The 26,744-nt window shown below is 68.0% G+C and carries 20 protein-coding genes; 13 read left to right on the top strand and 7 right to left on the bottom strand.

Annotation, left to right across the window (positions count from 1 at the left end):
- Positions 1–290: 290 nt before the first annotated feature.
- From proV to I0D00_RS16345, 9 genes are all read left to right on the top strand, one after another.
- Positions 291–1,463 carry a glycine betaine/L-proline ABC transporter ATP-binding protein ProV gene (gene proV / locus I0D00_RS16385; RefSeq protein WP_213640891.1) on the top strand — a complete coding sequence of 391 codons (1,173 nt, stop codon included), beginning with the start codon at positions 291–293 and terminating at the stop codon, positions 1,461–1,463.
- Positions 1,464–1,517: 54 nt separating this feature from the next.
- Entirely contained in the window at positions 1,518–2,468 is a 951-nt protein-coding gene (proW, locus tag I0D00_RS16380) for a glycine betaine/L-proline ABC transporter permease ProW (RefSeq protein ID WP_213640890.1), read from the top strand.
- 62 nt (positions 2,469–2,530) lie between these two features.
- The gene (gene proX, locus I0D00_RS16375; RefSeq protein WP_213640889.1) at positions 2,531–3,556 is read left to right on the top strand and encodes a glycine betaine/L-proline ABC transporter substrate-binding protein ProX; all 1,026 of its coding nucleotides are present in this window, start codon (positions 2,531–2,533) and stop codon (positions 3,554–3,556) included.
- Positions 3,557–3,646: 90 nt separating this feature from the next.
- Complete coding sequence (locus tag I0D00_RS16370; RefSeq protein WP_213640888.1) at positions 3,647–5,032, top strand: MmgE/PrpD family protein; 1,386 nt, start codon at positions 3,647–3,649, stop codon at positions 5,030–5,032.
- A complete protein-coding gene (locus I0D00_RS16365; protein ID WP_213640887.1) occupies positions 5,029–5,796 on the top strand; it encodes an SDR family NAD(P)-dependent oxidoreductase in 768 nt (255 codons plus the stop codon). Before I0D00_RS16370 ends, I0D00_RS16365 begins: the two co-directional genes overlap by 4 nt.
- A gap of 10 nt (positions 5,797–5,806) precedes the next feature.
- On the top strand, positions 5,807–6,565 hold the full coding sequence (locus tag I0D00_RS16360; protein ID WP_215730961.1) for an SDR family NAD(P)-dependent oxidoreductase: 759 nt from the start codon (positions 5,807–5,809) through the stop codon (positions 6,563–6,565).
- A gap of 135 nt (positions 6,566–6,700) precedes the next feature.
- On the top strand, positions 6,701–7,426 hold the full coding sequence (locus I0D00_RS16355) for a response regulator (protein WP_246533300.1): 726 nt from the start codon (positions 6,701–6,703) through the stop codon (positions 7,424–7,426).
- On the top strand, positions 7,423–8,211 hold the full coding sequence (locus I0D00_RS16350) for a substrate-binding periplasmic protein (RefSeq protein ID WP_213640886.1): 789 nt from the start codon (positions 7,423–7,425) through the stop codon (positions 8,209–8,211). Before I0D00_RS16355 ends, I0D00_RS16350 begins: the two co-directional genes overlap by 4 nt.
- Complete coding sequence (locus I0D00_RS16345) at positions 8,195–10,516, top strand: ATP-binding protein (RefSeq protein ID WP_213640885.1); 2,322 nt, start codon at positions 8,195–8,197, stop codon at positions 10,514–10,516. The genes I0D00_RS16350 and I0D00_RS16345 overlap by 17 nt, the downstream gene beginning before the upstream one ends.
- Before the next feature lie 100 nt (positions 10,517–10,616).
- Here I0D00_RS16345 and nhaC read toward each other — a convergent pair whose 3' ends face one another.
- The gene (gene nhaC / locus I0D00_RS16340) at positions 10,617–12,119 is read right to left on the bottom strand and encodes a Na+/H+ antiporter NhaC (protein ID WP_213640884.1); all 1,503 of its coding nucleotides are present in this window, start codon (positions 12,117–12,119) and stop codon (positions 10,617–10,619) included.
- A gap of 270 nt (positions 12,120–12,389) precedes the next feature.
- Here nhaC and I0D00_RS16335 point away from each other — a divergent pair, with 270 nt between their 5' ends.
- Positions 12,390–13,424 carry a GlxA family transcriptional regulator gene (locus I0D00_RS16335; RefSeq protein WP_213640883.1) on the top strand — a complete coding sequence of 345 codons (1,035 nt, stop codon included), beginning with the start codon at positions 12,390–12,392 and terminating at the stop codon, positions 13,422–13,424.
- Between the two features lie 6 nt (positions 13,425–13,430).
- Here I0D00_RS16335 and I0D00_RS16330 read toward each other — a convergent pair whose 3' ends face one another.
- Positions 13,431–13,730, bottom strand: a complete 300-nt coding sequence (locus tag I0D00_RS16330) for a hypothetical protein (protein ID WP_213640882.1) — start codon at positions 13,728–13,730, stop codon at positions 13,431–13,433.
- Between the two features lie 217 nt (positions 13,731–13,947).
- Between I0D00_RS16330 and I0D00_RS16325 the strand changes: the two genes are divergently transcribed.
- Positions 13,948–14,697: a class I SAM-dependent methyltransferase gene (locus tag I0D00_RS16325; protein WP_420850832.1), complete on the top strand. Its 750-nt coding sequence runs from the start codon at positions 13,948–13,950 to the stop codon at positions 14,695–14,697.
- Here I0D00_RS16325 and I0D00_RS16320 read toward each other — a convergent pair whose 3' ends face one another.
- On the bottom strand, positions 14,698–15,336 hold the full coding sequence (locus tag I0D00_RS16320; RefSeq protein WP_213640880.1) for a TetR/AcrR family transcriptional regulator: 639 nt from the start codon (positions 15,334–15,336) through the stop codon (positions 14,698–14,700).
- A gap of 91 nt (positions 15,337–15,427) precedes the next feature.
- Here I0D00_RS16320 and I0D00_RS16315 point away from each other — a divergent pair, with 91 nt between their 5' ends.
- Positions 15,428–16,531 carry an efflux RND transporter periplasmic adaptor subunit gene (locus I0D00_RS16315; protein ID WP_213640879.1) on the top strand — a complete coding sequence of 368 codons (1,104 nt, stop codon included), beginning with the start codon at positions 15,428–15,430 and terminating at the stop codon, positions 16,529–16,531.
- A 5-nt stretch (positions 16,532–16,536) separates the two neighbouring features.
- The gene (locus tag I0D00_RS16310) at positions 16,537–19,617 is read left to right on the top strand and encodes an efflux RND transporter permease subunit (RefSeq protein ID WP_213640878.1); all 3,081 of its coding nucleotides are present in this window, start codon (positions 16,537–16,539) and stop codon (positions 19,615–19,617) included.
- An 87-nt stretch (positions 19,618–19,704) separates the two neighbouring features.
- Here I0D00_RS16310 and dsdC read toward each other — a convergent pair whose 3' ends face one another.
- The 4 genes from dsdC to plsB all read right to left on the bottom strand — a co-directional run bounded on the left by dsdC (position 19,705) and on the right by plsB (position 25,507).
- The gene (dsdC, locus tag I0D00_RS16305) at positions 19,705–20,667 is read right to left on the bottom strand and encodes a DNA-binding transcriptional regulator DsdC (protein ID WP_213640877.1); all 963 of its coding nucleotides are present in this window, start codon (positions 20,665–20,667) and stop codon (positions 19,705–19,707) included.
- Positions 20,668–20,699: 32 nt separating this feature from the next.
- Complete coding sequence (gene dsdA / locus I0D00_RS16300; RefSeq protein ID WP_213640876.1) at positions 20,700–22,058, bottom strand: D-serine ammonia-lyase; 1,359 nt, start codon at positions 22,056–22,058, stop codon at positions 20,700–20,702.
- Between the two features lie 197 nt (positions 22,059–22,255).
- On the bottom strand, positions 22,256–22,933 hold the full coding sequence (locus I0D00_RS16295; RefSeq protein WP_213640875.1) for a DUF4197 domain-containing protein: 678 nt from the start codon (positions 22,931–22,933) through the stop codon (positions 22,256–22,258).
- A 93-nt stretch (positions 22,934–23,026) separates the two neighbouring features.
- The gene (plsB, locus tag I0D00_RS16290) at positions 23,027–25,507 is read right to left on the bottom strand and encodes a glycerol-3-phosphate 1-O-acyltransferase PlsB (protein WP_213640874.1); all 2,481 of its coding nucleotides are present in this window, start codon (positions 25,505–25,507) and stop codon (positions 23,027–23,029) included.
- Between the last annotated feature and the right edge of the window lie 1,237 nt (positions 25,508–26,744).

The following is a 26,744-nucleotide window of genomic DNA, read 5'->3' as shown; positions in this document are numbered from 1 at the left end:
TGCGCGCCTGGGCGCTTGACCGCGTCGCGTCGGCCAATCGATAACATCAGGTTATTGTCTTGGCCGAACAAATGTCGTTGGACGCTCGGCCGCCCAAACTCTAACTTGAACTCACCCCGCGACACTCTTTGCAGGCCGTCGTCAGGGGGCATATTCACGGTGATCCAGGCACTTAGCGGCCGGCGGCAACTTCTCCGAAGTTCAGCGCTGGCGGGACGACTTCGCCCTGGATAAAGCGCCGGCAGGCGCCGCCCAGTTGATTATTCACAGACTTATAAGAAGAGGGCGCAATGACCCAAGTTGACGAGATACTTTCGGTCAAGAACATATTCAAGGTATTCGGCGCGCAGCCGGAAGTGGCCATGGATATGTTGCGCAAGGGCGCCGACAAGAACGAGATATTCCAGAAGACCGGCCAGGTCGTCGGCGTGTTCGACGCCAGTTTCTCGGTCAAGCGCGGCGAGATCTTCGTCATCATGGGCCTGTCCGGCTCGGGCAAGTCGACCATGGTGCGCCTGTTCAACCGGCTGATCGAGCCGACCTCCGGCAGCATCCACCTCAACGGCCGGGAGATCACCGGGCTGTCCGACAAGGAGTTGCTCGAGGTGCGGCGCAAGGAGATGGGCATGGTGTTCCAGTCCTTCGCCCTGATGCCGCACATGAGCGTGCTGGACAACGCCGCCTTCGGCCTGGAGATCTCCGGGGTCAGCGAGCAGGAACGCAAGGCGCGGGCGGTCGAGGCGCTGCGCCAGGTCGGCCTGGCCGGGCACGAGAACAGCTACCCGCACCAGCTGTCCGGCGGCATGCAGCAGCGCGTCGGCCTGGCCCGGGCGCTGACCAACGACCCGACCATCCTGCTGATGGACGAGGCCTTCTCCGCCCTCGACCCGCTGATCCGCAGCGAGATGCAGGGCGAGCTGATCCGCCTGCAGGCCGAGCAGCAGCGCACCATCATCTTCATCTCCCACGACATCGAGGAGGCCATCCGCATCGGTCACCGCATCGCCATCATGGAAGGCGGGCGGGTGGTGCAGATCGGCACGCCCCAGGAACTGCTGTGCAACCCGGCCAACGACTATGTCGAGGCCTTCTTCAAGGGTTTCGACAGCTCCCGGGTGCTCAAGGCCGGCGACGTCGCCGAGCTGGACCCGGCGTCGGTGTGCCGGGTCAACGGCCAGGTGCCGCCCTTCGCCGCGGGCGTGCCCTTCGGCTACCTGGTCAACGAGCAGGACAAGCTGCTCGCCGTGGTCGACGCCGAACGCCTGCGCGACGGCGCCGAGGCCGGGCGCATCGACCAGCTCAAGCTGGACTGCCACCAGCCCATCTACACCGACACACCGCTGCACGACGTGCTGGATATCGTCGCCGAGGTGCCGTACCCGGTGCCGGTCATCGACCAGGCCGGCGCCTTCAAGGGCACCATCTCCAAGAGCTTGCTGCTGCACACCATGAGTCGCCACTGAGCGGCGGACCGTCGACCCGGCATGCGCCGCAACTTCACAGAATAGGTAACCACGATGTCAGAGTTCAGCCTCCTCGACCCCTTCCAGACCTTGACCATCCCCCTCGGCGAATGGGTGGAGAGCACCCTCAATTACCTGGTGCACAACTTCCGCGACTTCTTCCGCGCCATTCGCTGGCCGATCGACCAGGTGCTCAACGGCTTCGAATTCATCCTGCAGAGCATTCCGCCGACCATCGGCATCCTCCTCGCGAGCCTGTTCGGCTGGCAGATGGCCGGGCCGCGCATGGGCCTGCTGTGCGCCGTGACCCTGACCCTGCTGGGGCTGATCGGGGTCTGGTCGGAGTCCATGACCACCCTGGCGCTGGTGCTGACCTCGGTGTTCTTCTGCGCCCTGTTCGGCGTGCCCCTGGGCATCCTCTCGGCCCGCAGCGACCGCCTGGAGAAGGTGGTGCGGCCGGTGCTCGACGCCATGCAGACGCTGCCGGCCTTCGTCTACCTGGTGCCGGTGGTGATGCTGTTCGGCATCGGCAACGTGCCCGGCGTGCTGGTGACCATAGTGTTCGCCGTGCCGCCGCTGGTGCGCCTGACCAACCTGGGTATCCGCCAGGTGCCGGACGACAAGATCGAGGCGGCCCGCGCCTTCGGCTGCACCCCGCGGCAGATGCTGATGCGCGTGCAGCTGCCGCTGGCCGCGCCGACCATCATGGCCGGCGTCAACCAGACCCTGATGCTGTCGCTGTCGATGGTGGTGATCGCCTCGATGATCTCGGTCGGCGGCCTGGGGCAGATGGTCCTGCGCGGCATCGGCCGCCTGGACATGGGCCTGGCCACGGTCGGCGGCGTCGGCCTGGTGCTGCTGGCGATCTTCCTCGACCGCCTGACCCAGGCCATGGGCGAGCGCAGCAACGCCGACCCCAGCCTGCGCTGGTACCACAGCGGCCCCGTCGGCCTGCTGCTGGGCCTGCTGGGCAGCCGCCCGGTCAACACCAAAGCCCGGGCCTGAGGCCTGGTTGCTGAACCGAATCGAAATACCCGACGAACAACAAAACCCAGAGGTAGATGACGATGAGTTTCGAAAAGCGTGGCTTCACCCAGAAGGTCCTGCACTGCGCCGCCGTGGCGTCCCTGAGCCTGTTGCCACTCTATGGCCAGGCCGCGAGCGCCGAGAAGCCCGGGGAGGGCGTGGAAGTGACGCCGATCTTCCCGAGCATCGCCGAGGAGCGCTTTCGCGGCGAGGTGGCCATGGCCGGCCTGCGTGAACTGGGTTACGAGGTACAGGAGCCCAAGGAAACCGAATACGCGGCGATGATGCTGGCGTTGTCCTACGGCGATGCGGACTTCTCCGTGCACCTGTGGGACAAGCTGCACGACAACTTCTACCAGAAGGTCGGTGGCGACGACACCCTGGTCAAGGCCGGCGACGTGATCCCCGGCGTGCTGCAGGGCTACCTGATCGACAAGAAGACCGCCGAGGCGCACAACATCAAGTACCTCACCGACCTGAAGAAGCCGGAGATCGCCAAGCTGTTCGACACCAATGGCGACGGCAAGGCCGACCTCACCGGCTGCAACCCGGGCTGGGGCTGCGAGCTGGTCATCGACCACCACATGAAGGCCTATGACCTGGAGAAGTCCGTCAGCCACAACCGCGGCTCCTACTTCGCCCTGATGGCCGATACCATCGCCCGCTACAAGGACGGTCAGCCGATCCTCTACTTCACCTGGGTGCCGCAGTGGATCGCCGGCGTGCTGGTCGAGGGCCAGGACGTGGTCTGGCTGGAGGTGCCGCACACCGACCTGCCGGACGGTAACAACAGCGTCAACACCAGCTTCCAGGGCAAGAACCTCGGCTTCGCCGTGGATGAGGTCAAGGCCGTGCTGAACAAGGACTTCGCCGAGGAGAATCCGGCGGCCCTGAAGTTCCTCTCCCTGGTGCAGATCACCACCGACGACGAGAGCGCGCAGAACCTGAAGATGCAGAACGGCGAGAACAGCGCCAAGGATATCGAGCGCCACGCCGCCGAGTGGGTCGCCGCCCACCGCGAGACCTTCGACGGCTGGCTGGCCGCCTCCCGCGCCGCGGCCAACTGAGTCCCGGACTCAGCCCAGAGAGCTTTTTTGGCGCCCGAATGGGCGCCTTTTTTTCCCCTTTGATTCGAGCCTCGTCTGTGGAGTAACCGCATGTCGCTCTATTCGTTCGTCCGTGATTTCAGTTTCAACCAGGCCCCGGCCCATACCCGTGGGCTGCTGCAGACCTGCCTGCTGGACATTCTCGGGGTCGCCGCCGGCGCCCGCGACAACCAGACCAGCCAGATCCTGCGCCAGTACGCGGTCAACCACCATCCGGCCGGCGCCCTGGCCAGCCGCCTGCTGTTCGACGGCCGCGCGGTGCACCCCCTGGGCGCGGCCTGGGCCGGCGGCTTCAGCGTCGACAGCCTGGATGCCCACGAGGGCCACTTCACCTCCAAGGGCCATGCCGGCGCCACCGTGGTGCCGGCGCTGCTGGCGCTGGTCGATGCCTGCCGCGAACAGGGCCGGGCGATCAGCGGCGAGGAGCTGCTCAGCGCCCTGTGCATCGGCTACGAGACGGCGCTGCGCGCCGGCGCCGCGCTGATGGCCATCGCCCCCGAGTACCACGCCTCCGGCGCCTTCTCCGGGCTCGGCGTGGTCTGTGGCGGCGCGCGCCTGCTCGGCCTGGACGAGCAGTGCTTCCGCCATGCCCTGGGCATTGCCGAATACTTCGGCCCGCGCTGCCCGATGATGCGCCTGGTCGATCACCCCTCGATGCTCCGTGACGCCCACGGCGCCGGCGCCCATGCCGGGCTCAACGCCCTATTGCTGGCCCAGGCCGGGGTCACCGGGGCGCCGGCCGAGACCGTGGAGACCAGCGCCGTGGCCGCCCAGTGGCACGACCTCGGCCAGCGCTGGGAGATCGACGCCCAGTACTTCAAGCCCTGGCCGGTGTGCCGCTGGGCGCAGCCGGCGCTGACCGCGATGACTGCGCTGCTGGCCGCGCACCCGCAGATCACCGGCGAGGCCATCGAGCGCATTGAGGTGGAGACCTTCCACGAATCCATGCGCCTGCAGGGTCATACCCCGGCCAACGCCGACGAGGCCCAGTACGCCCTGGCCTTCCCCCTGGCGGCCCTGGTGGCCCGCGGCCAGGTCGGCCCGCTGGAGGTGACCGGCGAGGCCATCCACGCCGCCGACATCCTCGCGGTCAGCCGGCGCATCGAGATCGTCGAGGCCGACGACCTGTCGGCGCGCTTCCCCAATGAAATCCTCTCGCGGGTGAAGGTGGCGCTCAAGGATGGTCAAGGCTTCACCAGCCCGGTCACCGCGGCCAAGGGCGACCCGGCCACCGCCATGAGCGCGGCGGAGTTCAGCGCCAAGTTCCACCTGCTGGCCTCGGTCAGCCTCAGTGACAGCCAGTGCCAGGCCATCGAGCAGGCCGTCGCCGCGCTGCCGGCCAGCGCCGACTGCTCTGTTCTATTTGATCTGCTGTTCCAGACCGACGTCGCGCAAGCGCCGGCGGGTCAACCTCACCCCATGGAGGTCGCCCTATGAAGTTCGTCGGGAAGGTCACCCTGATCACCGGCGCCGCCGGCGGCGTCGGCCAGGCCCTGGCCCTGCTGTTCGCCCGCGAGGGGGGGCGGCTGATGCTGTCCGACCGCGACGAGGCCGGCTGCGCGGCCATCGCCGACAAGGCCCGCGGCCTGGGCGCCGAGGTCGCCTACCTGGCCGGCGACCTGCGGCAGAAGAGCTACTGCGAGGCCCTGGTCAGTGCGGCGGTGGAGGCCTTCGGCGGCCTCGACATCGTGCTCAACAACGCCGGCATCATCCCCCGCGGCACCATCGAGGAAACCAGCGACGAGATGTGGTTCGACGCCATGGGCGTCAACCTCAACGCGGTGTTCTACATCTGCCGCGCCGCGATCCCGCACATGAAGGGGCGCAAGGGCGCCGCTATCGTCAATACTTCTTCGGTATGGGGTGTGTATCCGGGGCCGGGGCATGTCGCCTACTGCACCAGCAAGGGCGCGGTGGCGGCGCTGAGCAAGAACCTCGGCCGCGACTGCGCGCCCCTGGGCATCCGCGTCAACGCCGTGTGCCCCCACGAGATCAATACGCCGATGATCCGCACCGGCTTCGCCCGTCGTGGCCTGGACCCGGACCAGGCGGTCGAGGAGCTGAACAGGAGCGTGCCCCTGGGGCGCATCGCCGAGCCGGAGGACATCGCCGACGTGATCGCCTTCCTGGCTTCCGACGAGGCCCGCTACATCGCCGGGGAGACCCTCGAGGTCACCGGCGCCAAGCCGGTATCCGGCTAAGGAGACGAACATGATCCTCACAGGCAAGAACGTGGTGGTAACCGGCGGCGGTCGCGGCATCGGCCGCGGCATCACCGAGAAACTCCTGGCCGCCGGCGCGCGGGTGCTGGTGGCCCAGCGCCAGGCCCTGGATGCCGGGCTGGCGGGCAATCCCGAGGTGTTCTTCGTCGCGGCCGACCTGGCCGAGCGCGGCGCGCCGCGGCTGATTGCCGAAGCGGCGCAGGAATGCCTGGGCGGCGCCGATGTGCTGGTCAATAACGCCGGCTTCATGGTCGAGCAGCCGATCGACGTGATGAGCGAGGAGGACTGGGACCACATGCTGGCGGTCAACCTGCGCGCGCCGGTGTTCCTCGCCCGCGAGCTGCTGTGGCAGATGCGCCAGCGCGGCCACGGCAGCATCGTCAACATCGGCTCGATCGAGGGCATGGGGGCCAATCCCATGCACGCCGCCTACTGCGCCTCCAAGGCCGGCCTGCACGGCCTGACCCGGGCCCTGGCGGTGGACCTGGGCAGCGATGGCATTCGCTGCAACGCCATCGCCCCGGGCTGGATCGACTCGGACCTGAGCGATGCCTACCTCAACGCCCAGGACGACCCGGTCGGGGCGCGCAAGGGCCTGCTGGCCCTGCACCCGGTGGGGCGCACCGGCACGCCGCGGGACGTCGGCGGCGCGGTGGTGTTCCTCGCCTCGGACGAGGCGGCCTTCATCACCGGGCAGGTGCTGGTGGTCGACGGCGGGCGCACCGCCAAGCTGCCGCTGCCGTTCTAGGGCCCAGGCCGCGGCGCCATTGCACCCCGGGTGTCGGAAATAGACACCCGGGGCGCGCGCGCCTGTAATAGAGTGCGCGTCTCAGGCCGGCTGAGCGGGGCCGGCCCAACAGATTTCAGTTCTGGAAGGCCTGGCATGTCCGACGACCTGACGGTGCTGGTGGTGGATGACGAACTCATCACCCGCGAGTGCCTGTGCAACTATTTCGCCGAGGAGCGCTACCGGGTGCTGGCCGCCGCCACGGCGGAGGAGGCCGAGCAGATCCTGGCGCGCGAGGCGGTGGACCTGATCCTGCTGGACATCCGCATGCCGGGCAAGGATGGCCTGACCCTGACCCGTGAGCTGCGGGTGCATTCGGAGGTCGGCATCATCCTGATCAGCGCCCGCCAGGACGCCGTCGACCAGCTGATCGGCCTGGAGTGCGGCGCCGACGATTACGTGACCAAGCCCTTCAACCCGCGCGAAATTCTTGCCCGGGCCAAGAACCTCTGCCGTCGCGTGCGGCTGACTCGCGCCCAGGCGCCGAGCCAGGTCGAGGCGGAGCTGCTGCGGTTCGACGAATGCACGGTGGACCTGGGCCTGCGCCAGGTCAGCGACCGCGACAACCAGGTCAGCCCGCTCACCGCGGGCGAGTTCCAGTTGCTCAGCGTGCTGTTGAGCAACATCGGCAAGACCATGAGCCGCGACCAGCTGCTCGACCAGATGCGCAACCGCGAGTGGGCACCGAACGACCGCACCGTCGACGTGCTGGTTGGTCGTCTGCGCCGCAAGCTCAGGGATGACCCGGCCCACCCGCGGATCATCCTGACGATCCACGGGGTCGGCTACCTGCTCGCGACCAAGGCGTTGCAGTCCCGGTGAAACGCGCGGCGCTCGGGCTGCTGCTGTGCCTGCTGGCCCCGGCGGCGATGGCGCGCGAGCTGCTGGCCTGCGGTCATCCGTCCTATCCACCGGTGTCCTGGCATTCCCAGGGTCAGCTGGTGGGCCTGGCGCCCCAGGTGGCGCGCGAGCTGTTCGCCGAGCTGGGCCACGAGGTGCGCCTGCTGGTGCTGGGCAACTGGAAGCGCTGCCTGCTGGAGGTCAAGCAGGGCCGCGTGGATATAGTGGTGGCGGCCTACCGCACGCGCGAGCGCGAGGCCTGGATGGGCTTCAGCCAGGCGCCGCTGGTGGCCGACCCCATCCTGTTGTTCACCCGTCGCGACCGACCGGTGCGCTTCGACGACTGGGACGACCTGCGCGGGCTGACCGTCGGCCTGTTGCTCGGTGACAGTTTCGGCGAGCGCTTCGACCAGTTTGCCGCTCGGCACCTGAATATCGAGTGGGTCTCCAGCGGCGAGCAGAATTTCATCAAGCTGGCCCAGGGGCGCATCGACTTCATGCCGGTCGGCCTATACAGCTGGACGCTGCAGAACCGTCGCTTCGGCTACGACCAGCTGATCGTCCAGCAGCCGGGCGAGCTGGTCACCGAACACTATTACCTCGGCGTGCGCCGTGAACCCTCGCTGCTGGCCCTGTTGCCGCACCTCGACCAGCGTCTGCGCGAGCTGGCCGAGGATGGCACCCTGCGCCGCCTGGACGAGCACTACAGCGCCCGCTACCTCGCCGAACCCCACCGCATGCCCAGCCTCTATGACCCAGCCCCCTGAAAGCCGATGGCGCAAACTGCTCACCTATCGCCAGGAGCACCCGCTCGGCTACCGCATGATGGGCTACGTGCTGGTCAGCAGCCTGCTGTTCGTGGTCCTGTCCACCGCCATCCAGGCGGTCATCGAGTACCGCCGCGAGATGCGGGTGATCGAGCAGCGCATCGAGCTGATTCGTAACGTCTATCTGGGCAGTCTGGCCAAGAGCATCTGGGACGTCGACCAGGAGCAGTTGCGCCTGCAGATGCGCGGCATCCTCGACTTCCCCGACATCAGCGCGCTGACCCTGGAGGACGCCGACAGCGGTGAGAGCCTGCTCCTGCACGCGGGGCCGAAGCCCGCTGGGCGCACCGCCGAACACCGCTTCGCGTTGCGCCACGAGACGTCCCTGGGTCCGCGCAACCTGGGCCAGCTGGTGGTGCATACCGATCTGGGCGCCGTCTATGCTCGCCTCGGCCGCAGCGCCCTGACCCTGTTTCTCGGCCAGACCCTGACCATCTTCCTGGTGGTGCTGGTGGTCATGCTGATCTTCCAGCGCCTGGTCACCCGTCACCTGGAGAGCATGGCCCGCTATGCCCGCAGCCTGGGCAGCGGTCCGCGCGATGCGCCGCTGCAGCTGGAGCGTCAGCCAGCGGCGCGCAGCGACGAACTCGATGCGGTGGCCGAAGCGCTCAACGACATGCGCCTGGCGATCAACCAGGACATCGACCGCCGCGAGCGTGCCCACGAGCAACTGCTGTTCAGTCGCGAGCAGTTGCGCCGCAGGGTCGAGAAACGCACCCGCAGCTTGCGCCAGGCCAAGGAGGCGGCGGAAGCCGCCAGCCAGGCGCGCTCGCAGTTTCTCGCCGGCATCAGCCACGAGATTCGCACCCCCATCAGCGGCATCCTCGGCATGACCCAGCTGCTGGCCCACACCCGCCAGACCGAACAGGCTCGCGGCTACCTGCAGGCCCTGCGCCAGTCCGGCGAGAACCTGCTGGCGATCCTCGACGGGGTGCTCGACTACGCCAAGCTGGAGGAGGGCGGTTATGTGCCGGAGGAGCAGCCGTTCGATCTGCGGCAGTTGCTCGAGGAGCAGATCCTGCTGGCCGAGGCCCAGGCTCAGAACAAGGGATTGCGGGTCAGCTGCCGGATCGAGTCGACGCTGCATCCCTATTACCACGGCGCCGCCGGCTGTCTGCGTCAGGTGCTGTCCAACCTGCTGAGCAATGCGCTGAAGTTCACCGAAAAAGGCAGCATCGAGCTGCGGGTTGGCGCGAGCGAGCGCGGTGGCCAGCACCTGCGTTTCGAGGTGTGCGACACGGGCATGGGCATCGGCACCGAGCAACAGCGGCGGATCTTCGAGCGTTTCACCCAGGCCGACGAGAGCATCACCCGGCGCTTCGGCGGCACCGGCCTGGGTCTGGCCATCTGCCAGAAGATGGTCCTGGCCATGGGCGGAGAAATCGGTGTGCACAGCGTTGAGGGCACGGGCAGTACCTTCTGGTTCGAGGTGGCGCTGAGCCCCGCCGAGGCGCCGTCGCAGCAGTCAGTAGCCGACGCTACTCCCGTGCAGCTGGCCAGTCTGAGTCTGTTGCTGGTGGAGGACACACCGATCAATCAGCAGGTCATCCGCGGCCTGCTCGAGCACGCCGGGCATCTGGTGCAGCTGGCCGCGGACGGCGAGCAGGCCCTGGCGGTGTGCCGGCAGCAGGCCTTCGACGCGATCCTGATGGACATGCACCTGCCGGGGATGAGCGGTATCGAGGTGACCCACGCCATTCGCACCGCCGGCGACAGCCTCAACGCCGCCACCCCGGTTATCGCCCTGACGGCCAGCGTCGGCGTGGCGGACATCAGGGCCTATCAGGCCGCGGGCATCGATGCGGTGCAGGCCAAGCCGCTGCAGCTCGAGGCCTTGCAGCAACTGCTGGCGCGCCTGTGCGAGCAGACGTCGGGCGCGGCCTGCCCTGCACCATCGGTGGAGCAGTCGGGGGTCGATCTGCAGCTGCTGGGCATGCACCGACAGGTGTTCGGCCGGGCTCGCCTGGCCACCCTGTTCGAGCAGTTCGAGGAGCAGGCCGCGGCTGTGCTGGCGCAGCTGGAGCAGGCCCTGCAGCTGGACGATCTGTACGAGGTCGGCGAGCTGGCGCACAAGTTGGCCGGCAGCTGCCAGACCCTCGGCCTGGTCGCGGCGGCCGAGCTGGCGCAGGCACTGGAAGACGGCAGTCGGCAGGACGAGGGTGCGGGCTGTCCGGCGCTGCTGGCCGAGTTCAAGCGCGTGCTGCGCCGTTCCCTGGCCAGCGCCCGCGAGGCCTGCGAGGGCTGAACCCGCCCGGGTGCGGCGCCGGCCACGCAACAGGGCCGGGCGTCGATGACGGCCGGCCCTGCGGGTGGCGGTTGCGGCGGGGCTTGGCCCGCCGATTGGCTCAGTCGGCCGCGGCCACTGCGCGGTAACCCGGTTCGGCCGGCTCGAACACCTGCACCGCTTCACCCAACTCCTGCCAACTGGCGCGCTCCTGCGCGCTGGCCTTGGGCGAGAACCAGCCCAGGTAGGCGTAGGCGATGCCGATCAACGGCGACAACCAGCAGGCGAAGGCCAGCGGAATGTACAGCAGGTTCTCGAAGTTGCCTTCGCCGACGGTCAGCCCCAGGGAGGCGATGACGATGGCGCCACCGGCGTTCCAGGGCACCAGCGGCGAGATCAGGGTGCCGCCTTCCTCGACCGCGCGGGACAGGTTGAGGGTCGAATAGCCCTTGCCGCGATAGGCCGGGGCATACATGCGTCCGGGCAGGGCGATGGACAGGTAGGGGTCGCCGGCGACCAGGTTGGTGGCGACCGAGGTGCCGATGGCCGAAGCCTGCATGCTGCCGAAGCTGCGGGTGCGCTTGAGCACGGCCTCGACAATCACCTCCAGGCAGCGGGTGCGCTCCAGTGCGCCGCCCAGGGCCAGGGCGATCATCACCAGGGTGATGACCCAGGCCATGGACTGGATGCCGCCCCGGTTGAGCAGGCTGTCGATCGCCTTGATGCCGGTGTCGATGCTGTAGCCGCTCTGCATGAAGCTGAACACCTCGTGCAGGCTGGCGCCCTGGTAGACCATGGCGAGGATGCCGCCGGTGACTGCGCCGGCGAACAGCGAGGGCAGTGCCGGCATCTTCTTCAATGCCAGGCCGATGACCAGCACGGCGGGCAACAGCAGCACCCAGCTCAGCTCGAAGTTCTGCGCGATGCCGTTGGTGATCTGGTCGATCTTGCTGGCGTCGACGTCCTGGCCGCCAATCAGGTGGAAGCCCGCCAGCAGGTAGATGACCAGGGCGATGAGCATGGCCGGAACGGTGGTGGGCAGCATGTTGCGGATGTGGTCGAACAGGTTGACCCCCGTAACGGCCGGGGCCAGGTTGGTGGTGTCCGACAGTGGCGAGATCTTGTCGCCGAAGAAGGCGCCGGAGACCACGGCGCCGGCGGTCCAGTACATCGGCACGTCGAAACCTGCGCCAATACCCATCAAGGCCAGACCGACGGTGCCCACCGTGCCCCATGAGGTGCCGAGCGACACGGACACCACCGCGCACATCAGCATGGCGACGGCAAGGAACAGCTCGGGCGAGAGCAGTTTGAGGCCGCCATAGATCATCAGCGGTACGGTGCCGCTGGCGATCCAGGTGCCGATGATCATGCCGACCACGATGAGGATGCCGATGGACTGCAGGCCGATGGACACCACGTGCAGCGAGCCTTCTTCGATGTCCTTCCAGCGGTAGCCCTGGAACCAGCCGATCAGCGCGGTGATGGCCAGGCCGATGGCCAGGGGAACGTGGGGGGTGAAGTCGCCGTAGTAGAAGAGCTGGATGCCGAGTACCCCGAGCGTCAGGACGATGGGGATCAGGGCGAGGATGAGAGACGGTCGATTGTTGTCGTTGCGGTTCACGTGCTTCCTCCAGGGGCGATCGCCTTGCGAAGCCGGCGATCTTTTTTGTAGTTCTTGGAGGATTCAACCTAGCAAGCCGATGTGAACCGCCTTGCCGCGTGCTGTATCAGCTTGTAATGCGCCCGTTACATGTCATTTACATCGACATTTTTTTCGCGGAATGGCCGAGGGAGCAGGGTATGCTGACGGCCTCCGCGCCCCGGCAGCACTGGGACGCGGGCCCGCATAACTAGAATAACCACATGGCTTAGCGTCTGACCGGGTTGTGAGATGAGATCGTCCTTCGAGAGCGTATTGAAGAACAAGAATTTGGCCCACCTCGACAAGATGGTCAGCGCGGAGCCTTCGCTGCCGCCCCGTCGGGTGGCCTTCGTGCTGCAGGAACACTTCTCGATGATGGCCTTCACCGGCGCGGTGGACGCCCTGGTCACCGCCAACCTGATGTGCTCGACGCCGCTGTTCGAGGTGCTGGTGGTCGGCGCCAGCGAGCTGGTGGTCAGCGACCTGGGCATCGCCATCTCCGCAGGCTGCCAGCTCGCCGAGCTGGAGGAGAAGCGCCTGGATATCCTGGTGGTCTGCGGCGGTTTTCGCGTGCGCCTGCAGGGCGAGCCGCTGCTGCGCGCCAAGCTGCGCTCGGCCGAGGCCGCCGGCGCCGTGCTCGGCGGGCTGTGGAACGGCGCCTACTTCATCGCCGAGGCCGGCCTGCTCAACGGCTACGAGTGCGCCTTCCACCCGGACGGGCGGGCGATGATGGCCGAGCTGTTCCCCCAGGTTAAGCTCTCCAGCCATGCCCATGTGGTCGACCGCGAGCGGATCAGCTGCGCCGGCGCCAACAGCTCCCTGGGCATGATGCTCGAGGTGGTGCAGCGCAGCGGCGGCGCGCAGCTGGTCAGCGCGGTGGAGGAGGTGCTCAGCTGCGACAAGATGCGCGAGGTGATGGACGTGTCGGTGGTGGCGGTGGACTACGACCCGACCCTGCCCCAGGCCCTGAAGCTGGCCCTGGAACTGATGCACGCCAACATCGACGAACCCCTGGTGGTGGATGAGATCGCCGAGTGCGTGGGCATCTCCCGGCGCCACCTGGAGCGCCTGTTCTGCCGCCACGTCAACGCCACCCCGTCGCGCTACTACCTGGAACTGCGCCTGACCCGCGCGCGCCAACTGCTGCAGCAGACCAACAAGTCCATGGCCGAGATCGCCGTGGCCAGCGGCTTCGTCAGCATCTCCCACTTCCGCCGCTGTTTTCGCGAGTTCTTCGATATCGCTCCGGGCAAGTTCCGCGCGGCCAAGCAGCCCGGTCGCTGAAGCGACTCAGCGGCCGCCTGCTGGCGGCAGCTCCGGCAGTGACGGGGGCGCCGCGACCCGGCCGCAGGCCTCGCAGGCGTCGGCCAGTAGGGCCAGGTGCAGGGGATCGACGCGCCGCGGGTCGGCCTGGAGGCGTTCGCCCAGCTCCAGCTGCAGGCGGGCGAGGAAGCGCCCATGTTCCGGGTCCGGCTCGACGCCCTCGGCGCCCTGCGGCTGCGCGTCGTCGGCGCCGGCCCGCGCCGCCAGCGCCAGCGGTCCGGGCAGCAGGCGGCTGAGCAGCAGCTGGAAGTCCACATAGCCGCGCACCTGCGCCGCACTGCTGGGGCTGGACGGGGCTGCCGCCGGCGGGCAGCGAAGGATGCAGGGGCGCAAGGCCGGTGAGCATGGCGAACTCGCTGCGGCTGGACGGGGGCGGGTCTGGCAGAATGCCGGGCCCAATTGGTTATCGGCCGCCGCGCGGCCGAGTTGAACGGTATCGAGCGTGATTGCCATGAGTGACGAACAGCCCACCGCCCGCATTCGCATGGAGGCCCTGGCCACCCACCTGGACGAGGCCGCCGCGGCCTGGGCCGCGCGCCTCGGCCTGCCGCTGGCCGGCGAGGCCGAGTTCGCCCTGCAGCTGGGCGAGGCGGGGCTGCAGCTGGTCGAGCTGGGGCCCCAGGCCCCGGGGCCGGTGCGGGTGGATTTCGTCGAGGGCGCGCAGGCCCATCGCCGCCAGTTCGGCGGCGGCAGCGGGCAGATGATCGCCAAGGCCGTGGGCATGCAGCCGGGCGTGCGCCCGCGGGTGCTGGATGCCACCGCCGGCCTGGGCCGCGACGCCTTCGTCCTGGCCAGCCTGGGCTGCGCGGTGACCCTGATCGAGCGCCAGCCGCTGATCGCCGCCCTGCTGGAAGACGGCCTGGCGCGGGCCGCCGCCGATGCCGAGGTGGCGCCGATCGTCGCGCGCATGCGCCTGCTGGCCGGCAACGCCATCGAGCTGCTGGCGGCCTGGCCGGAAGAACCGCCCCAGGTGATCTACCTCGACCCGATGTTTCCCCACCGGGACAAGAGCGCCCTGGTGAAGAAGGAGATGCGCCTGTTCCGGCCCTTCGTCGGCGACGACCTGGATGCCCCGGCCCTGCTCGCCGCAGCCCTGGAGCTGGCCAGCCACCGGGTGGTGGTCAAGCGCCCGCGCAAGGCACCGGCCGTCGCCGGCGCCAAGCCCGGCTATGTCCTGGAGGGCAAGTCCAGCCGCTACGACATCTACCCGAAGAAGTCCCTGGGCAAGGCCTGATCAGTCGGGCCGGTAGGCCCGCATGAACATCGCCACCACCTTGGCGATGTGCGCTTCGGCGTCCGCCCCCTGCTGCGGTTCGCCGCAGCCGATCAGCAGGCGGAAGTTGGCGCCGCCCTTGACCAGGCAGAAGAACTGGTCGGCCGCCTCCAGCGGCTCGTCGATGCGCAGCTTGCCGGCGCGGTCGGCCTGACGCAGCAGGTGCTCCATCTCCTGCAGCACGCGCTGCGGCCCGGCCTCGTAGAAGATCCGCGACAGCTTGGGGTCCTGGGCGCCCAGGCTGACCATCACCCGGTGCAGCTCGATCGATTCGCGGCTGTTGATCAGGCGATGGAAGCCGCGGGCGATGTTCAGCAGCACGCTGTCGAGCGGCGCGTCGTCCCCGAGCTCGAACAGCAGTTCGGGCAGCTGTTCCTGGCACTTGGCCTTGATCGCCGCGGAAAACAGCGTCTCCTTGTCGGTGAAGTGGCTGTACACCGTCAGCTTCGACACCCCGGCTTCGGCGGCGATGGCGTCCATGCTGCTGCCGTCGTAGCCCTTGCTGAGGAACAGGTTCTTCGCCGCATCGAGGATGGCCTGGCGCTTGGTGAGGTCTTTCGGGCGGCCGGGGCCGCTGGGCGGCAACATTTGCTTAGGCATTGGTGGCTTTTAATACTGGACTGGCGAGTTTGCTATTTTTACTATACCCGGCAGTACAAATATTCCAAACCTTGGCGAAAGGTCTTCGATCATGTTGCGTCATGTCCTGTCCGTTACAGTGCCCGCCAGTTTAATCGCCCTGCTCGCCGCCTGTGGCAATGGCGAGCCGGTGGCGTCGACCATTCGTCCGGCCCTGGTGGTCCAGCCCCAGCCGGCCGCCGAGCTGACGGACAGTTACCCCGGCGAGGTGCGCGCGCGCCTGGAGCCGGAGCTGGCGTTCCGCATCGGCGGCAAGGTGAGCAAGCGCCTGGTCGAGGTCGGCGACCAGGTCAAGAAGGACCAGCCGCTGGCCGAGCTGGACCCCCAGGACGTGCGCCTGCAGCTGGAAGCCATGCGTGCCCAGGTCGCCGCGGCCGAGGCCAACCTGCGCTTGGTGCGCGCCGAGCGCGACCGCTACCAGAAGCTGCTGGCCCGCCAGCTGGTCAGCCGCTCGCAGTACGACAATGCCGAGAACCTGTTCCGCTCGGGCGAGGCCCGCCTCAAGCAGGTCAAGGCCGAGTTCGACGTGGCTCGCAACCAGGCCGGCTACGCGGTGCTGCGCGCCTCCCAGGACGGCGTGATCGCCCGGCGCATGGCCGAGGTCGGCCAGGTGGTGGCGGCCGGGCAGGGCGTCTTCACCCTGGCCGCCGACGGCGAGCGCGAGGTGCTGATCAGCCTGCCGGAGCAGGCCTTCGAGCGCTTCAGGGTCGGCCAGGCGGTGCAGGTCGAGCTGTGGTCGCAGCCGGGCCAGCGCTTCCCCGGACGCATCCGCGAGATGGCCCCGGCGGCCGACCCGCAGTCGCGCACCTTCGCCGCCCGGGTGGCCTTCACCCAGGGCCAGGTGCCGGCCGAGCTGGGGCAGAGCGCCCGGGTGTTCATCGCCCATGACGGCGAGGTGGCGCTGGCGGTGCCGCTGTCGGCGCTGAGCGCCGAGCAGGGACGGCCCTACGTCTGGGTGGTCGACCCGAACGACGCGACTCTCAAGCGCACGCCGGTGCGCATCGGTGCCTATGGCGAGGGCAGCGTGCCGGTGCTCGAGGGCCTGCAGGCCGGCGACTGGGTGGTGGCCGCCGGCGTCCAGGTGCTGCGCGAGGGCCAGCAGGTGCGCCCGGTCGACCGCGACAACCGTGCGGTCAAGCTGGCGGCCAAGGAGTAGTCCCCATGGGTTTCAACCTCTCCGCCTGGGCGCTGCACAACCGCCAGATCGTCCTCTACATCATGCTGCTGCTGGCCGTGGTCGGCGCCCTGTCCTACACCAAGCTGGGGCAGAGCGAGGACCCGCCGTTCACCTTCAAGGCCATGGTGGTCAGCACCAACTGGCCGGGGGCGACGGCCGAGGAGGTGTCGCGTCAGGTCACCGAGCGCATCGAGAAGAAGCTGATGGAGACCGGCGAGTACGACAAGATCGTCTCCTTCTCGCGGCCCGGCGTGTCCCAGGTCACCTTCGTCGCCCGCGATTCCATGCATTCGGCGGACATCCCCGAGCTCTGGTACCAGGTGCGCAAGAAGGTCGGCGACATCCGCCACACCCTGCCCCAGGGCGTCCAGGGGCCCTTCTTCAACGACGAGTTCGGCACCACCTTCGGCAACATCTACGCGCTGACCGGCGAGGGCTTCGACTACGCCGTGCTCAAGGACTACGCCGACCGCATCCAGCTGCAGCTGCAGCGGGTCAAGGACGTCGGCAAGGTGGAGCTGCTCGGCCTGCAGGACGAGAAGATCTGGATCGAGCTGTCCAACACCAAGCTGGCCACCCTCGGCCTGCCCCTGGGGGTGGTGCAGCAGGCGCTGGACGAGCAGAACGCGGTGAGCACCGCGGGCTTCTTCGAGACCGCCAGCGACCGCGTGCAGCTGCGGGTGAGTGGGCGCTTCGAGTCGGTCGAGCAGATCCGCGACTTCCCCATTCGGGTGGCCGAGCGCACCTTCCGCATCGGCGACGTGGCCGAGGTCAAGCGCGGCTTCAACGATCCGCCGGCGCCGCGCATGCGCTTCATGGCCGAGGACGCCATCGGCCTGGCGGTGTCGATGAAGAGCGGCGGCGACATCCTGGTGCTGGGCGAGGCCCTGGAGGGCGAGTTCGCCCGCCTGCAGGAGACCCTGCCGGCGGGCATGCAGCTGCGCAAGGTGTCCGACCAGCCGGCCGCGGTGAAGACCGGCGTGGGCGAGTTCGTCCAGGTGCTCACCGAGGCGCTGATCATCGTGCTGCTGGTGAGCTTCTTCTCCCTGGGCCTGCGCACCGGCCTGGTGGTGGCGCTGTCGATCCCCCTGGTGCTGGCGATGACCTTCGCCGCCATGTACTACCTGGACATCGGCCTGCACAAGATCTCCCTCGGCGCCCTGGTGCTGGCCCTGGGCCTGCTGGTGGACGACGCGATCATCGCGGTGGAGATGATGGCGATCAAGATGGAGCAGGGCTACGACCGCCTCAAGGCGGCAAGCTACGCCTGGAGCAGCACCGCCTTTCCCATGCTCACCGGCACCCTGATCACCGCCGCCGGCTTCCTGCCGATCGCCACCGCCCAGTCCGGCACCGGCGAGTACACCCGCTCGATCTTCCAGGTGGTGACCATCGCCCTGGTGGTGTCGTGGATCGCCGCGGTGGTCTTCGTGCCCTACCTGGGCGCCAAGCTGCTGCCGGACCTGGCCAAGCTGCATGCGGCCAGGCACGGCGGCAGCGAGCAGGGCCACGATCCCTACGCCACGCCCTTCTACCAGCGCGTGCGGCGGCTGGTGGGCTGGTGCGTGCGCCGGCGCAAGACGGTGATCCTGCTGACCCTGGCCCTGTTCGTCGCCGCCATCGCGCTGTTCCGCTTCGTGCCGCAGCAGTTCTTCCCGGCTTCCGGGCGCCTGGAACTGATGGTCGACTTCAAGCTGGGCGAGGGCGCCTCGCTGAGCGCCACCGAGGCCCAGGTCAAGCGTTTCGAGCAGCTGCTCGCCGAGCGCGAGGGCATCGACAACTACGTGGCCTACGTCGGCACCGGCTCGCCGCGCTTCTACCTGCCCCTGGACCAGCAGCTGCCGGCTGCCAGCTTCGCCCAGTTCGTGGTCCTGGCGAAAAGCATCGAGGACCGCGAGCAGATCCGCAGCTGGCTGATCGACACCCTGAACCAGGAGTTCCCGACCCTGCGCACGCGCATCTCGCGCCTGGAGAACGGTCCGCCGGTGGGCTACCCGGTGCAGTTCCGCGTGTCCGGCGAGCACATCGACGAGGTCCGCGCCCTGGCCCGCCAGGTGGCGGACAAGGTGCGCGACAACCCCCACGTGGTCAACGTGCACCTGGACTGGGAGGAGCCGAGCAAGGTGGTGCGCCTGAACATCGACCAGGAGCGCGCCCGCGCCCTGGGGGTGAGCACCGCCGACCTGTCGCGCTTCCTGCAGAGCTCGCTGACCGGTGCGCCGGTGAGCCACTACCGCGAGGGCAACGAGCTGATCGAGATCCTCCTGCGCGGCACTCCGGGCGAGCGTCAGCAGCTGGGCCTGCTGCCGAGCCTGGCGGTGCCCACCGACAGCGGCCGGCGGGTGCCGCTGGCGCAGGTCGCCCTGCTCGAGTACGGCTTCGAGGAGGGGGTGATCTGGCACCGCAACCGCCTGCCGACCGTCACCGTGCGCGCCGACATCTACGGCAAGGAGCAGCCGGTCAGCCTGGTCAAGCAGATCCTGCCGACCCTGGAGCCGATCCGCGCCACCTTGCCGGACGGCTACCTGCTGGACGTCGGCGGCACGGTGGAGGACTCGGCCCGCGGGCAGAAGTCGGTGAACGCCGGGGTGCCGCTGTTCGTCGTGGTGGTGCTGACCCTGCTGATGCTGCAGCTCAAGAGCTTCTCGCGCTCGGCCATGGTGTTCCTCACCGCGCCGCTGGGGTTGATCGGCGTGACCTTGTTCCTGCTGATCTTCCGCCAGCCGTTCGGCTTCGTCGCCATGCTCGGCACCATCGCCCTGTCCGGGATGATCATGCGCAACTCGGTGATCCTGGTCGATCAGATCGAGCAGGACATCGCCGCCGGCCTGGATCGCTGGCAGGCGATCATCGAGGCCACGGTGCGGCGCTTCCGGCCCATCGTGCTGACCGCCCTGGCGGCGGTGCTGGCGATGATCCCCTTGTCGCGCAGCATCTTCTTCGGCCCCATGGCGGTGGCCATCATGGGCGGCCTGATCGTCGCCACGGCCCTGACCCTGCTGTTCCTGCCGGCGCTGTACGCGGCCTGGTTCCGGGTCCGGGAGGACGAGCCGCAGCCGGGCTGAATGGGCGGCGCGGTTGTCGCCACGCCAGACGCCAGCGTCTGGCTTGTTCATGGCGCTGGCTTTCCTATTGGGCGCTCGGCTGCCGGGTCACGTCGGCATGCACTCCGGCCCGGGGCCTGGCGCCGCGCACTGCTGCAGCCAGTCGATGAACAGCTGCAGGCGCATGGGCAGCGGCTCGCGCGCCGGGTGTACCAGGTAGTAGGCGCAGCGCCCGGGCGGGCTGAAGCCGCCGAGCGGCAGCAGCAGTTCGCCGCGGGCGATGCGCTCGCGCACCAGCTGGTAGCGGCCCATGGCAATGCCGGCGTGGTGGCTGGCGGCCAGGGCGCAGAGGTCGGAGCGGTCGAAGCTGAGGCTGCGCCGCGGCAGCTCGAGCGCCGGCGTCTGCTGCGCCGCCCACAGTCGCCACTCGGCGTCGAAGGCGGCGTCGTCCCAGGCCTGGGCGTCGTGCAGCAGGGTGCAGTGGCGCAGGTTGCCGGGGTCGTCCAGCAGGCCGTGCTGGCGGGCGTAGGCGGGGCTGCACACCGGGGCGAGGCGCTCGTCCATCAGCCGCCGGGCGACCAGGCCGGGGTACTCGCCCTGGCTGTAGCACAGGGCCAGGTCGATGTGCTGGCTGCGGAAATCGATGCGGGCATTGCCCACCCGGATATCCAGGGCGATCTGCGGGTGGCGGCTGGTGAACTCGGCCAGGCGCGGCACCAGCCAGCACTCGGCGAGGGAGGGCCGCACGTACACCGTCAGCGGCCCGGCGACCTGCGCGCCCGGGGCCTGCTGCAAGGCCTCGCGCAGTTCGCCGAGGGCCGCCTGGAGGATGGCGAAGATGCGTTCGCCATCCTCGCTCAGGCGGATCTGCCGCGGCAGGCGCTGGAACAGGCGCAAGCCCAGGCCCCGTTCCAGGCGGGCGATGCGGTGGCTGACGGCGCTCGGGGTCAGGCACAGCTCCGCGGCGGCGCGGGCGAAGCTCAGGTGCCGCGCGGCGGCCTGGAAGGTGTAGAGGTTGGCGAACTGGCTGCTGTTGAGCCCGGCGCCGAGGCGCGGTGGCAGGTTCGGCATGGCGGCATCCTCGTGACGGCGGGCAGGCGGGCTCAGGCGCGCTCGGCCTGCAGCAGCCCCCGGCCCTGGTTCAGGTAGGCGGCCATCTCCGCCTCGGGCACCATGCTGCCGCCGGTGGCCCACACCAGGTGGCAGGCCCGGGCCAGCCGCGCGGCTGTCAGGCCCAGGCGCGCGCGATAGCCCTGGCGCTCGTCCAGCACCCGGAGCATGCCCGGCATCCCGGCCAGGGCCGAGGGCTCCAGGCGCAGGCCCTCGCGCTCTTCCAGCAGCGCCAGGAGGCGGAACAGCTCGTCGTCGTCGACCGTGTAGTAGCCGTCGATCAGCCGCTGCAGGGCGCGGCCGACGAAACCGGACGGGCGGCCGACCGCCAGGCCGTCGGCGGCGGTGCGGTTGTCGATGCCGAAGTCCTGCACCGCCAGCCGCTCGTGCTGGCCGGTATGCACCCCGAGCAGCATGCAGGGCGAGTGGGTCGGCTCGGCGAACAGGCAGTGCACCGTGTCGCCGAACGCCAGCTTGAGGCCGAAGGCCACCCCGCCGGGACCGCCGCCGACGCCGCAGGGCAGGTAGACGAACAGCGGGTGTTCGGCGTCGACGCGGATGCCGGCGGCGTGCAGCTGCTCTTTGAGGCGCTCGGCGGCCACCGCATAGCCGAGGAACAGGTCGGGGGAGTTCTCGTCGTCGACGAAGTGGCAGAGCGGGTCGGCGTCGGCCTGGCGGCGTCCCTCGGCCACCGCGACGCCATAGTCGCTGGCGTATTCGACCACCGTGACGCCATGGGCGCGCAGCTTGTCCTTCTTCCACTGGCGGGCATCGGCCGACATGTGCACCGTGGTCTGGAAGCCCAGGCGCGCGCCGATGATGCCGATCGACAGGCCGAGGTTGCCGGTGGAACCGACGGCGATCCTGTGGCGGCCGAAGAAGGCCCGCGCCGCCTCGCCGTCGAGCGTCGCGTAGTCGTCCTCGAGGCCCAGCAGGCCGGCGCCCAGGGCCAGCGTCTCGGCGTGCTTGAGCACCTCGTAGATGCCGCCGCGGGCCTTGATCGAGCCGGAGATCGGCAGGTGGCTGTCCTGCTTGAGCCACAGCGCCCCGGCGAGCTCCAGGCCGTGGCGCTCGGCCAGCGCCGCCTGCATCTGCGCCAGGGGGCGGAGCGGCGACTCGATGATGCCGCCACTGGCCGCGGTCTCGGGGAAGGCCCGGGCGATATAGGGGGCGAAGCGGGCCAGGCGTGCGCTGGCATCATGCACGTCGGCCCGGCTCAGGCCGACATCGCCCAGGGCCTCGGCGGCCGGCGCAATCGCCGGGTTGAACCAGCTGAGGGGTTGCAGCGCGATCAGCTGGGCGATCAGCGGATAGTCCTGGCACCAGGTGGCGAGCGATTTGCCGAGCGGCATGGCGGAATTCCTCGAGGATGGCCCGTGCGGGGCCGGGAGTTCGGGGCGGCGGAGCGGCCCTCTGTGGACCCTATTAAACGCAGCGAGGCGGTCCCTGGCAAAGGATGCCTGTTCAGCTCATGGGTGATATGAGGTCAGCCATGGGCGCAGTGAAAAGCCCGGCGAAGGCCGGGCTTTTCACTGCGCGTCGGTCGCCGCTACAGCGCGCCGAAGACCTTCTTCGCCAGGCTGGTGGCCGCCCCCGCCGGGTTCTGGCGGATGCTGGCTTCCTGCCGGGCGATCATGGCGAACAGGCCGTCCAGCGCCTGTTCGGCGACATAGCCTTCGATGCTGGCGTTCTTCGCCTCGAGCATGCCGAAGTTCGCCGCCTGGCCGGCGAAGGCGTTGTACTGCTGGGCGAGGCCGACCCGGTCGGTGGCCTGCTTGACGATCGGCAGGAAGCGCGCGCGAATCTGCTCGCGGCTGCTGCGGTCCAGGTACTGGGTGGCGGAGTCCTGGGGGCCGCCGAGGATGCCCTTGGCGTCCTCCACGGTCATCTTCTGCACCGCGTCCACCAGCAGCGCCTGGGCCTCGGGCACGGCGGCCTCGGCGGCGCGGTTCATGCTCAGCTCCAGGGCCTCGACCTGGCTGCCCATGCCCATCAGCTTCATGGTCTTGGCCGCCTTGCCGAGGTTGCCCGGCAGCTCGATGCGTACCGCCGGGTCGTCGCTGAAGCCGCCGGGGGCACCCAGTTGCTTGACCGCCAGCTGGGCACCCTGGATCAGCGCATCCTTGAGGCCGCCGCTGGCATCCTGCTGGGTCAGGTCGGCGAGCGACAGGGCGAAGGCGCTGGCGGACAGGGCCAGGCCGGCGACCAGTGTGGAGAGGCGCAACATGGGGCGTTCCTTATGCGGAGGTCATGGGTCGAGCTTAGCGGAGCGGCGTGCCGGCGCAAACCGGCACGCCGGCCCGCCGCGCCGTGCGGCGAGTCAAGGGCGTTCCGGCTGCTCGCCGCGTTCCTGCGCCACCTGGCGGATCGACAGGCGCAGCTCGGCCGGCAGCACGCGCTTGGCGGCGCCTTCGACCAGCTCGCCGAGCTTCGGATGGTGGCCGAGCTTGCCGGCCGCGTCCTGCAGCAGCACGCCCTGGTCCTGCAGGGTCTGGATGAAGTGGCGGAACAGGCTCTTGTCGAAGAACTCCGGGGCATTGAGGCCATGCAGGATCGACAGGCGCTGGGCCATCACCGTGCACAGGTCTTCCAGTTCCTCGGCGCCGATCAGGTTCTGCCCGGCGTTGAGCAGCAGGGCGATGGCCATGTAGAAGCGCTGCAGGGTCTGGGCGATGGCCCGCGACAGCAGGGTCAGCAGGACGAACTGGCGTGAACTCGGCGCCGGCCGCACATAGACGTCGCCTTCTAGCCTGAGCAGGCCCTGCTCGACGAAGGCGGCCAGCCACTGATCGACCACGGTCTCCAGTTCTTCCGCTTCCCAGCGGATGAACAGCTCGGCCTGCAGGTAGGGGTAGAGCGCCCGGGTGAAGCTCAGGATCTGCTCGCGGCTGATCCGCGCGCTGCTCTGGAAGAAGCTCGCCAGCAGCGCCGGCAGGGCGAAGATGTGCAGCACGTTGTTGCGGTAGTAGGTCATCAGCACCGCGTTGTGCTCGTCCAGGTAGAGGATCTTGCCCAGGGCGTCGCGCTGTTCGGCGACCAGCGCCATGCCCTGCACATAGTCGATCAGCGCCTGGCCGTCGCCCTCCGGCAGGGTGCAGTGTGGCGAGTAGGGCACGGCGCGCAGCAGTGCCAGGTAGAGGTCGAGCACCCGCGCCAGGGCGGGTTCGTCCAGGGCCAGCTTGCTGGTGGAGAGCAGCGCCAGGGCCACCAGATTGACCGGGTTGACCGCCGCCGCCTCGTTGAGGCGCTGCGCCACCCGCGCGCCGAGGCGCTGGGTGGCCTGGTTCAGCCAGGCCGGGCGGAACTGCCCGGCATAGTCCTGGGTACGCCAGTCCGGCTGCTGCTGGTCGAGGAACTCGGCCAGCTTGAGCGGCTCGCCGAAGTTCACCCAGACCTGGCCGAAGCGCTGCTTGAGCGCACCGATGACCTTGAAGATGTCGAAGATCGACTCCTTCTTCTTGCTCGCCCCGCGCAGCTCGCCCAGGTAGGTGCGGCCCTCCAGCACCCGCTCGTAGCCGATGTATACCGGCACGAAGACCACCGGCAGGCGGTGGCTGCGCAGGAAGCTGCGCAGGGTGATGGCCAGCATGCCGGTCTTCGGCTGGAGCATGCGCCCGGTGCGCGAGCGCCCGCCCTCGACGAAGTACTCGACCGGGAAGCCCTTGCTGAACAGGGTGTAGAGGTATTCGTTGAACACCGCGGTATAGAGCGGGTTGCCCTTGAAGCTGCGGCGCATGAAGAAGGCCCCGCCGCGGCGCAGCAGGCCGCCGATCATCGGCATGTTGAGGTTGATGCCGGCGGCGATGTGCGGCGGCGTCAGGCCGTGGCGAAACAGCAGGTAGGACAGCAGCAGGTAGTCGATGTGGCTGCGGTGGCAGGGCACGTAGATCACCTCGTGGCCCTGGGCGACGTCCTGCACCCCTTCGATGTGGTTGACCCGGATGCCGTCGTAGATCTTGTTCCAGAACCAGCTGAGCACCAGCTCGAGGAAGCGGATGGCGGTGTAGGCGTAGTCCGAGGCGATCTCGTTGCCGTAGCGCAGGGCCTGGGCCTCGGCCTTGTCCGGCGCGATGTGCTCGCGCTCGGCCTGTTCGGCGATGGCCTGGCGTACCAGCGGGCCGTGCACCAGGCCCTTGACCAGGTTGCGCCGGTGCGAAAGGTCCGGGCCGATCACCGCGGCCTTCTGCTGGCGGAAGTGCACCCGCAGCATGCGCTGGACCATGCGCAGGGTGCGCTCGTGGCCCTTGTCCTGCTCCACCAGCGCGCGCAGCTGGATGGGGGCGGAGAACTGCACCCGGGTCTTGCGCCCGAGCATGAGGATGCTGACCAGCCGGCGCAGGCGCCCGGTGACCGCCCAGCTGTCGGCGAACAGCAGCTTCCAGGCACTGGTCTCGCGGTCCGGCGACTGCCCCCAGAACACGCTGACCGGGACGATCTGGGCATCGTCGACGGCCTGCTGGCTCAGCGCCGCGACCAGGCGGGCCAGGGTCGGCGAGCTGCCGCGCTTGTCCTGGCGGCCGAGCCAGTCCGGCTCCGGAGTCAGGTAGAAGAAGGCCGCCGGCTCCTGCAGATCACCGACCCGGACCGGCAGCACCGGGCGCGGCAGCCCGGCCTTGCGGCACTCCGTATCGACCACCGCCAGGTCGCTCAGCGACGGCTGCTGCAGGACGAAGAACACCGGCTTGCTGCGGTCGAGCCTGAGGCCGAAGGCGGACTGGTTGATGGTTTCCGAGCGTACCCAGAGGTACAGCAGGCGGCGCAGGGTGCCGAACACGAAGCGGTGGAACGGGGAGCGGGTCATACGGGGTCTGCTGGCTGGGTTAAAACGAGCACTTGCTCGGGAAGGGCGCTAGTGTGCCGCAAGGGCGGGCGGCGGGCAAAACGTCTTGGCCCAGGCCAGGCCCGCCTGACGGCGGGGGGACAAGGCGGGAATCAAGGTTTACCTGTGGTTGTGCTGAGAGCAAAGCACTGTCGGAACAGGCGAGTCCTGCAGCGGAGCAAGGCCGATAACAATGCTGATCTTCGCGATCGTTTGAACGCTTGGTCCCCGCTGCGCGAACTACAGAGTGGCCGGGGCATGACTGCCCACAACAGGCCGGATATACGAATGCAACCGCACTGACGACAGGCTTGAAAAGCGATTGCTCACTGCTTGTGGGGAGTGTCCATATACCACTAGTTAGGAGATTGTCGAAGTAGGTGCCATATGCTACCTCCCAAAACAATAGTGGCAGTTGGAATCGCCGCGATTCCTGCAGATAATAGGTGTCGCTTTGAACTGCTTAGTTCTGGCTTTCCCGTCTTTTTAACAAGGCATGATTTGCATAGCAGATAAAAAATGAAAGCTCCTGCAGTCTGCTGTGTTATAGGGTAGAGTTTAAGAATTGTATCTCCCGAATAGTGCGTAAATTTATAATTTAGGATGGATGCCAGAAGGAGTAAGCCAACGCTGGTTAGCCATGCAAGGCTTGTATATCCGACTAGAGGAAAAGAAGTAACGTTGAGTCGGATGGAGTTGGCTGATCTGTTTATAATAAATACTGATATCGATAATATTAAAGCTAGTAGTAAATAGAATAGAAAAAGCGGAACTGCCATCATGGATAGCCAGCCAACGATACCTAGTGTAAACACTTGTATCTCCTGATGTTTGGTTAAGGGGGCTTTAGCCCGTCCCAGTGAGCGAGGCGAACGATTTGAATCACATGTTAGAGGCTGTGCGCACATAGTGATTTTCTTTGATGGTGAGCTGCTAATAAGTTAGTGGATAGTAGGAGAAGTGGGGCTCCACCAAATAGAAGAAATAAAGGAGAAAAATGAGATGTCGCCTCGGGCAGTTCAATTAATTTTAAGCTGATTGGTCGTGAGTAAGTTAAGAGAAATGCGAGATGAATTAAGACGATGCTGGCTCCAGCAATATTGCCCAATGTAACCCATTTGGGATATCTGCGGGCTAAAGGTGGGTAAAAAAGATACGCCCACCATAGAGAGTGCCAGCCCCACCAACCAAGAGCGATAACGATTGAGGCTAACAAAGT

This window comes from Pseudomonas lalucatii, from assembly GCF_018398425.1.
In the GTDB taxonomy this organism is placed as follows: domain Bacteria; phylum Pseudomonadota; class Gammaproteobacteria; order Pseudomonadales; family Pseudomonadaceae; genus Aquipseudomonas; species Aquipseudomonas lalucatii.
Note: the sequence above shows the minus strand (reverse complement) of the source record. Positions and strands in the feature narration are given on the sequence as shown.

Bases quoted from the DNA above. Each gene is read 5' to 3' on its own strand.
- proV (WP_213640891.1), top strand. From the start codon at position 291: ATGACCCAAGTTGACGAGATACTTTCGGTCAAGAACATATTCAAGGTA.
- I0D00_RS16365 (WP_213640887.1), top strand. From the start codon at position 5,029: ATGAAGTTCGTCGGGAAGGTCACCCTGATCACCGGCGCCGCCGGCGGC.
- I0D00_RS16315 (WP_213640879.1), top strand. From the start codon at position 15,428: ATGTTGCGTCATGTCCTGTCCGTTACAGTGCCCGCCAGTTTAATCGCC.
- dsdC (WP_213640877.1), bottom strand. From the start codon at position 20,667: ATGCCGAACCTGCCACCGCGCCTCGGCGCCGGGCTCAACAGCAGCCAG.
- I0D00_RS16335 (WP_213640883.1), top strand. From the start codon at position 12,390: ATGAGATCGTCCTTCGAGAGCGTATTGAAGAACAAGAATTTGGCCCAC.
- I0D00_RS16345 (WP_213640885.1), top strand. From the start codon at position 8,195: ATGACCCAGCCCCCTGAAAGCCGATGGCGCAAACTGCTCACCTATCGC.
- proX (WP_213640889.1), top strand. From the start codon at position 2,531: ATGAGTTTCGAAAAGCGTGGCTTCACCCAGAAGGTCCTGCACTGCGCC.
- I0D00_RS16325 (WP_420850832.1), top strand. From the start codon at position 13,948: ATGGAGGCCCTGGCCACCCACCTGGACGAGGCCGCCGCGGCCTGGGCC.
- proW (WP_213640890.1), top strand. From the start codon at position 1,518: ATGTCAGAGTTCAGCCTCCTCGACCCCTTCCAGACCTTGACCATCCCC.
- dsdA (WP_213640876.1), bottom strand. From the start codon at position 22,058: ATGCCGCTCGGCAAATCGCTCGCCACCTGGTGCCAGGACTATCCGCTG.
- I0D00_RS16320 (WP_213640880.1), bottom strand. From the start codon at position 15,336: ATGCCTAAGCAAATGTTGCCGCCCAGCGGCCCCGGCCGCCCGAAAGAC.
- plsB (WP_213640874.1), bottom strand. From the start codon at position 25,507: ATGACCCGCTCCCCGTTCCACCGCTTCGTGTTCGGCACCCTGCGCCGC.
- I0D00_RS16355 (WP_246533300.1), top strand. From the start codon at position 6,701: ATGTCCGACGACCTGACGGTGCTGGTGGTGGATGACGAACTCATCACC.
- I0D00_RS16360 (WP_215730961.1), top strand. From the start codon at position 5,807: ATGATCCTCACAGGCAAGAACGTGGTGGTAACCGGCGGCGGTCGCGGC.
- I0D00_RS16295 (WP_213640875.1), bottom strand. From the start codon at position 22,933: ATGTTGCGCCTCTCCACACTGGTCGCCGGCCTGGCCCTGTCCGCCAGC.
- I0D00_RS16310 (WP_213640878.1), top strand. From the start codon at position 16,537: ATGGGTTTCAACCTCTCCGCCTGGGCGCTGCACAACCGCCAGATCGTC.
- I0D00_RS16370 (WP_213640888.1), top strand. From the start codon at position 3,647: ATGTCGCTCTATTCGTTCGTCCGTGATTTCAGTTTCAACCAGGCCCCG.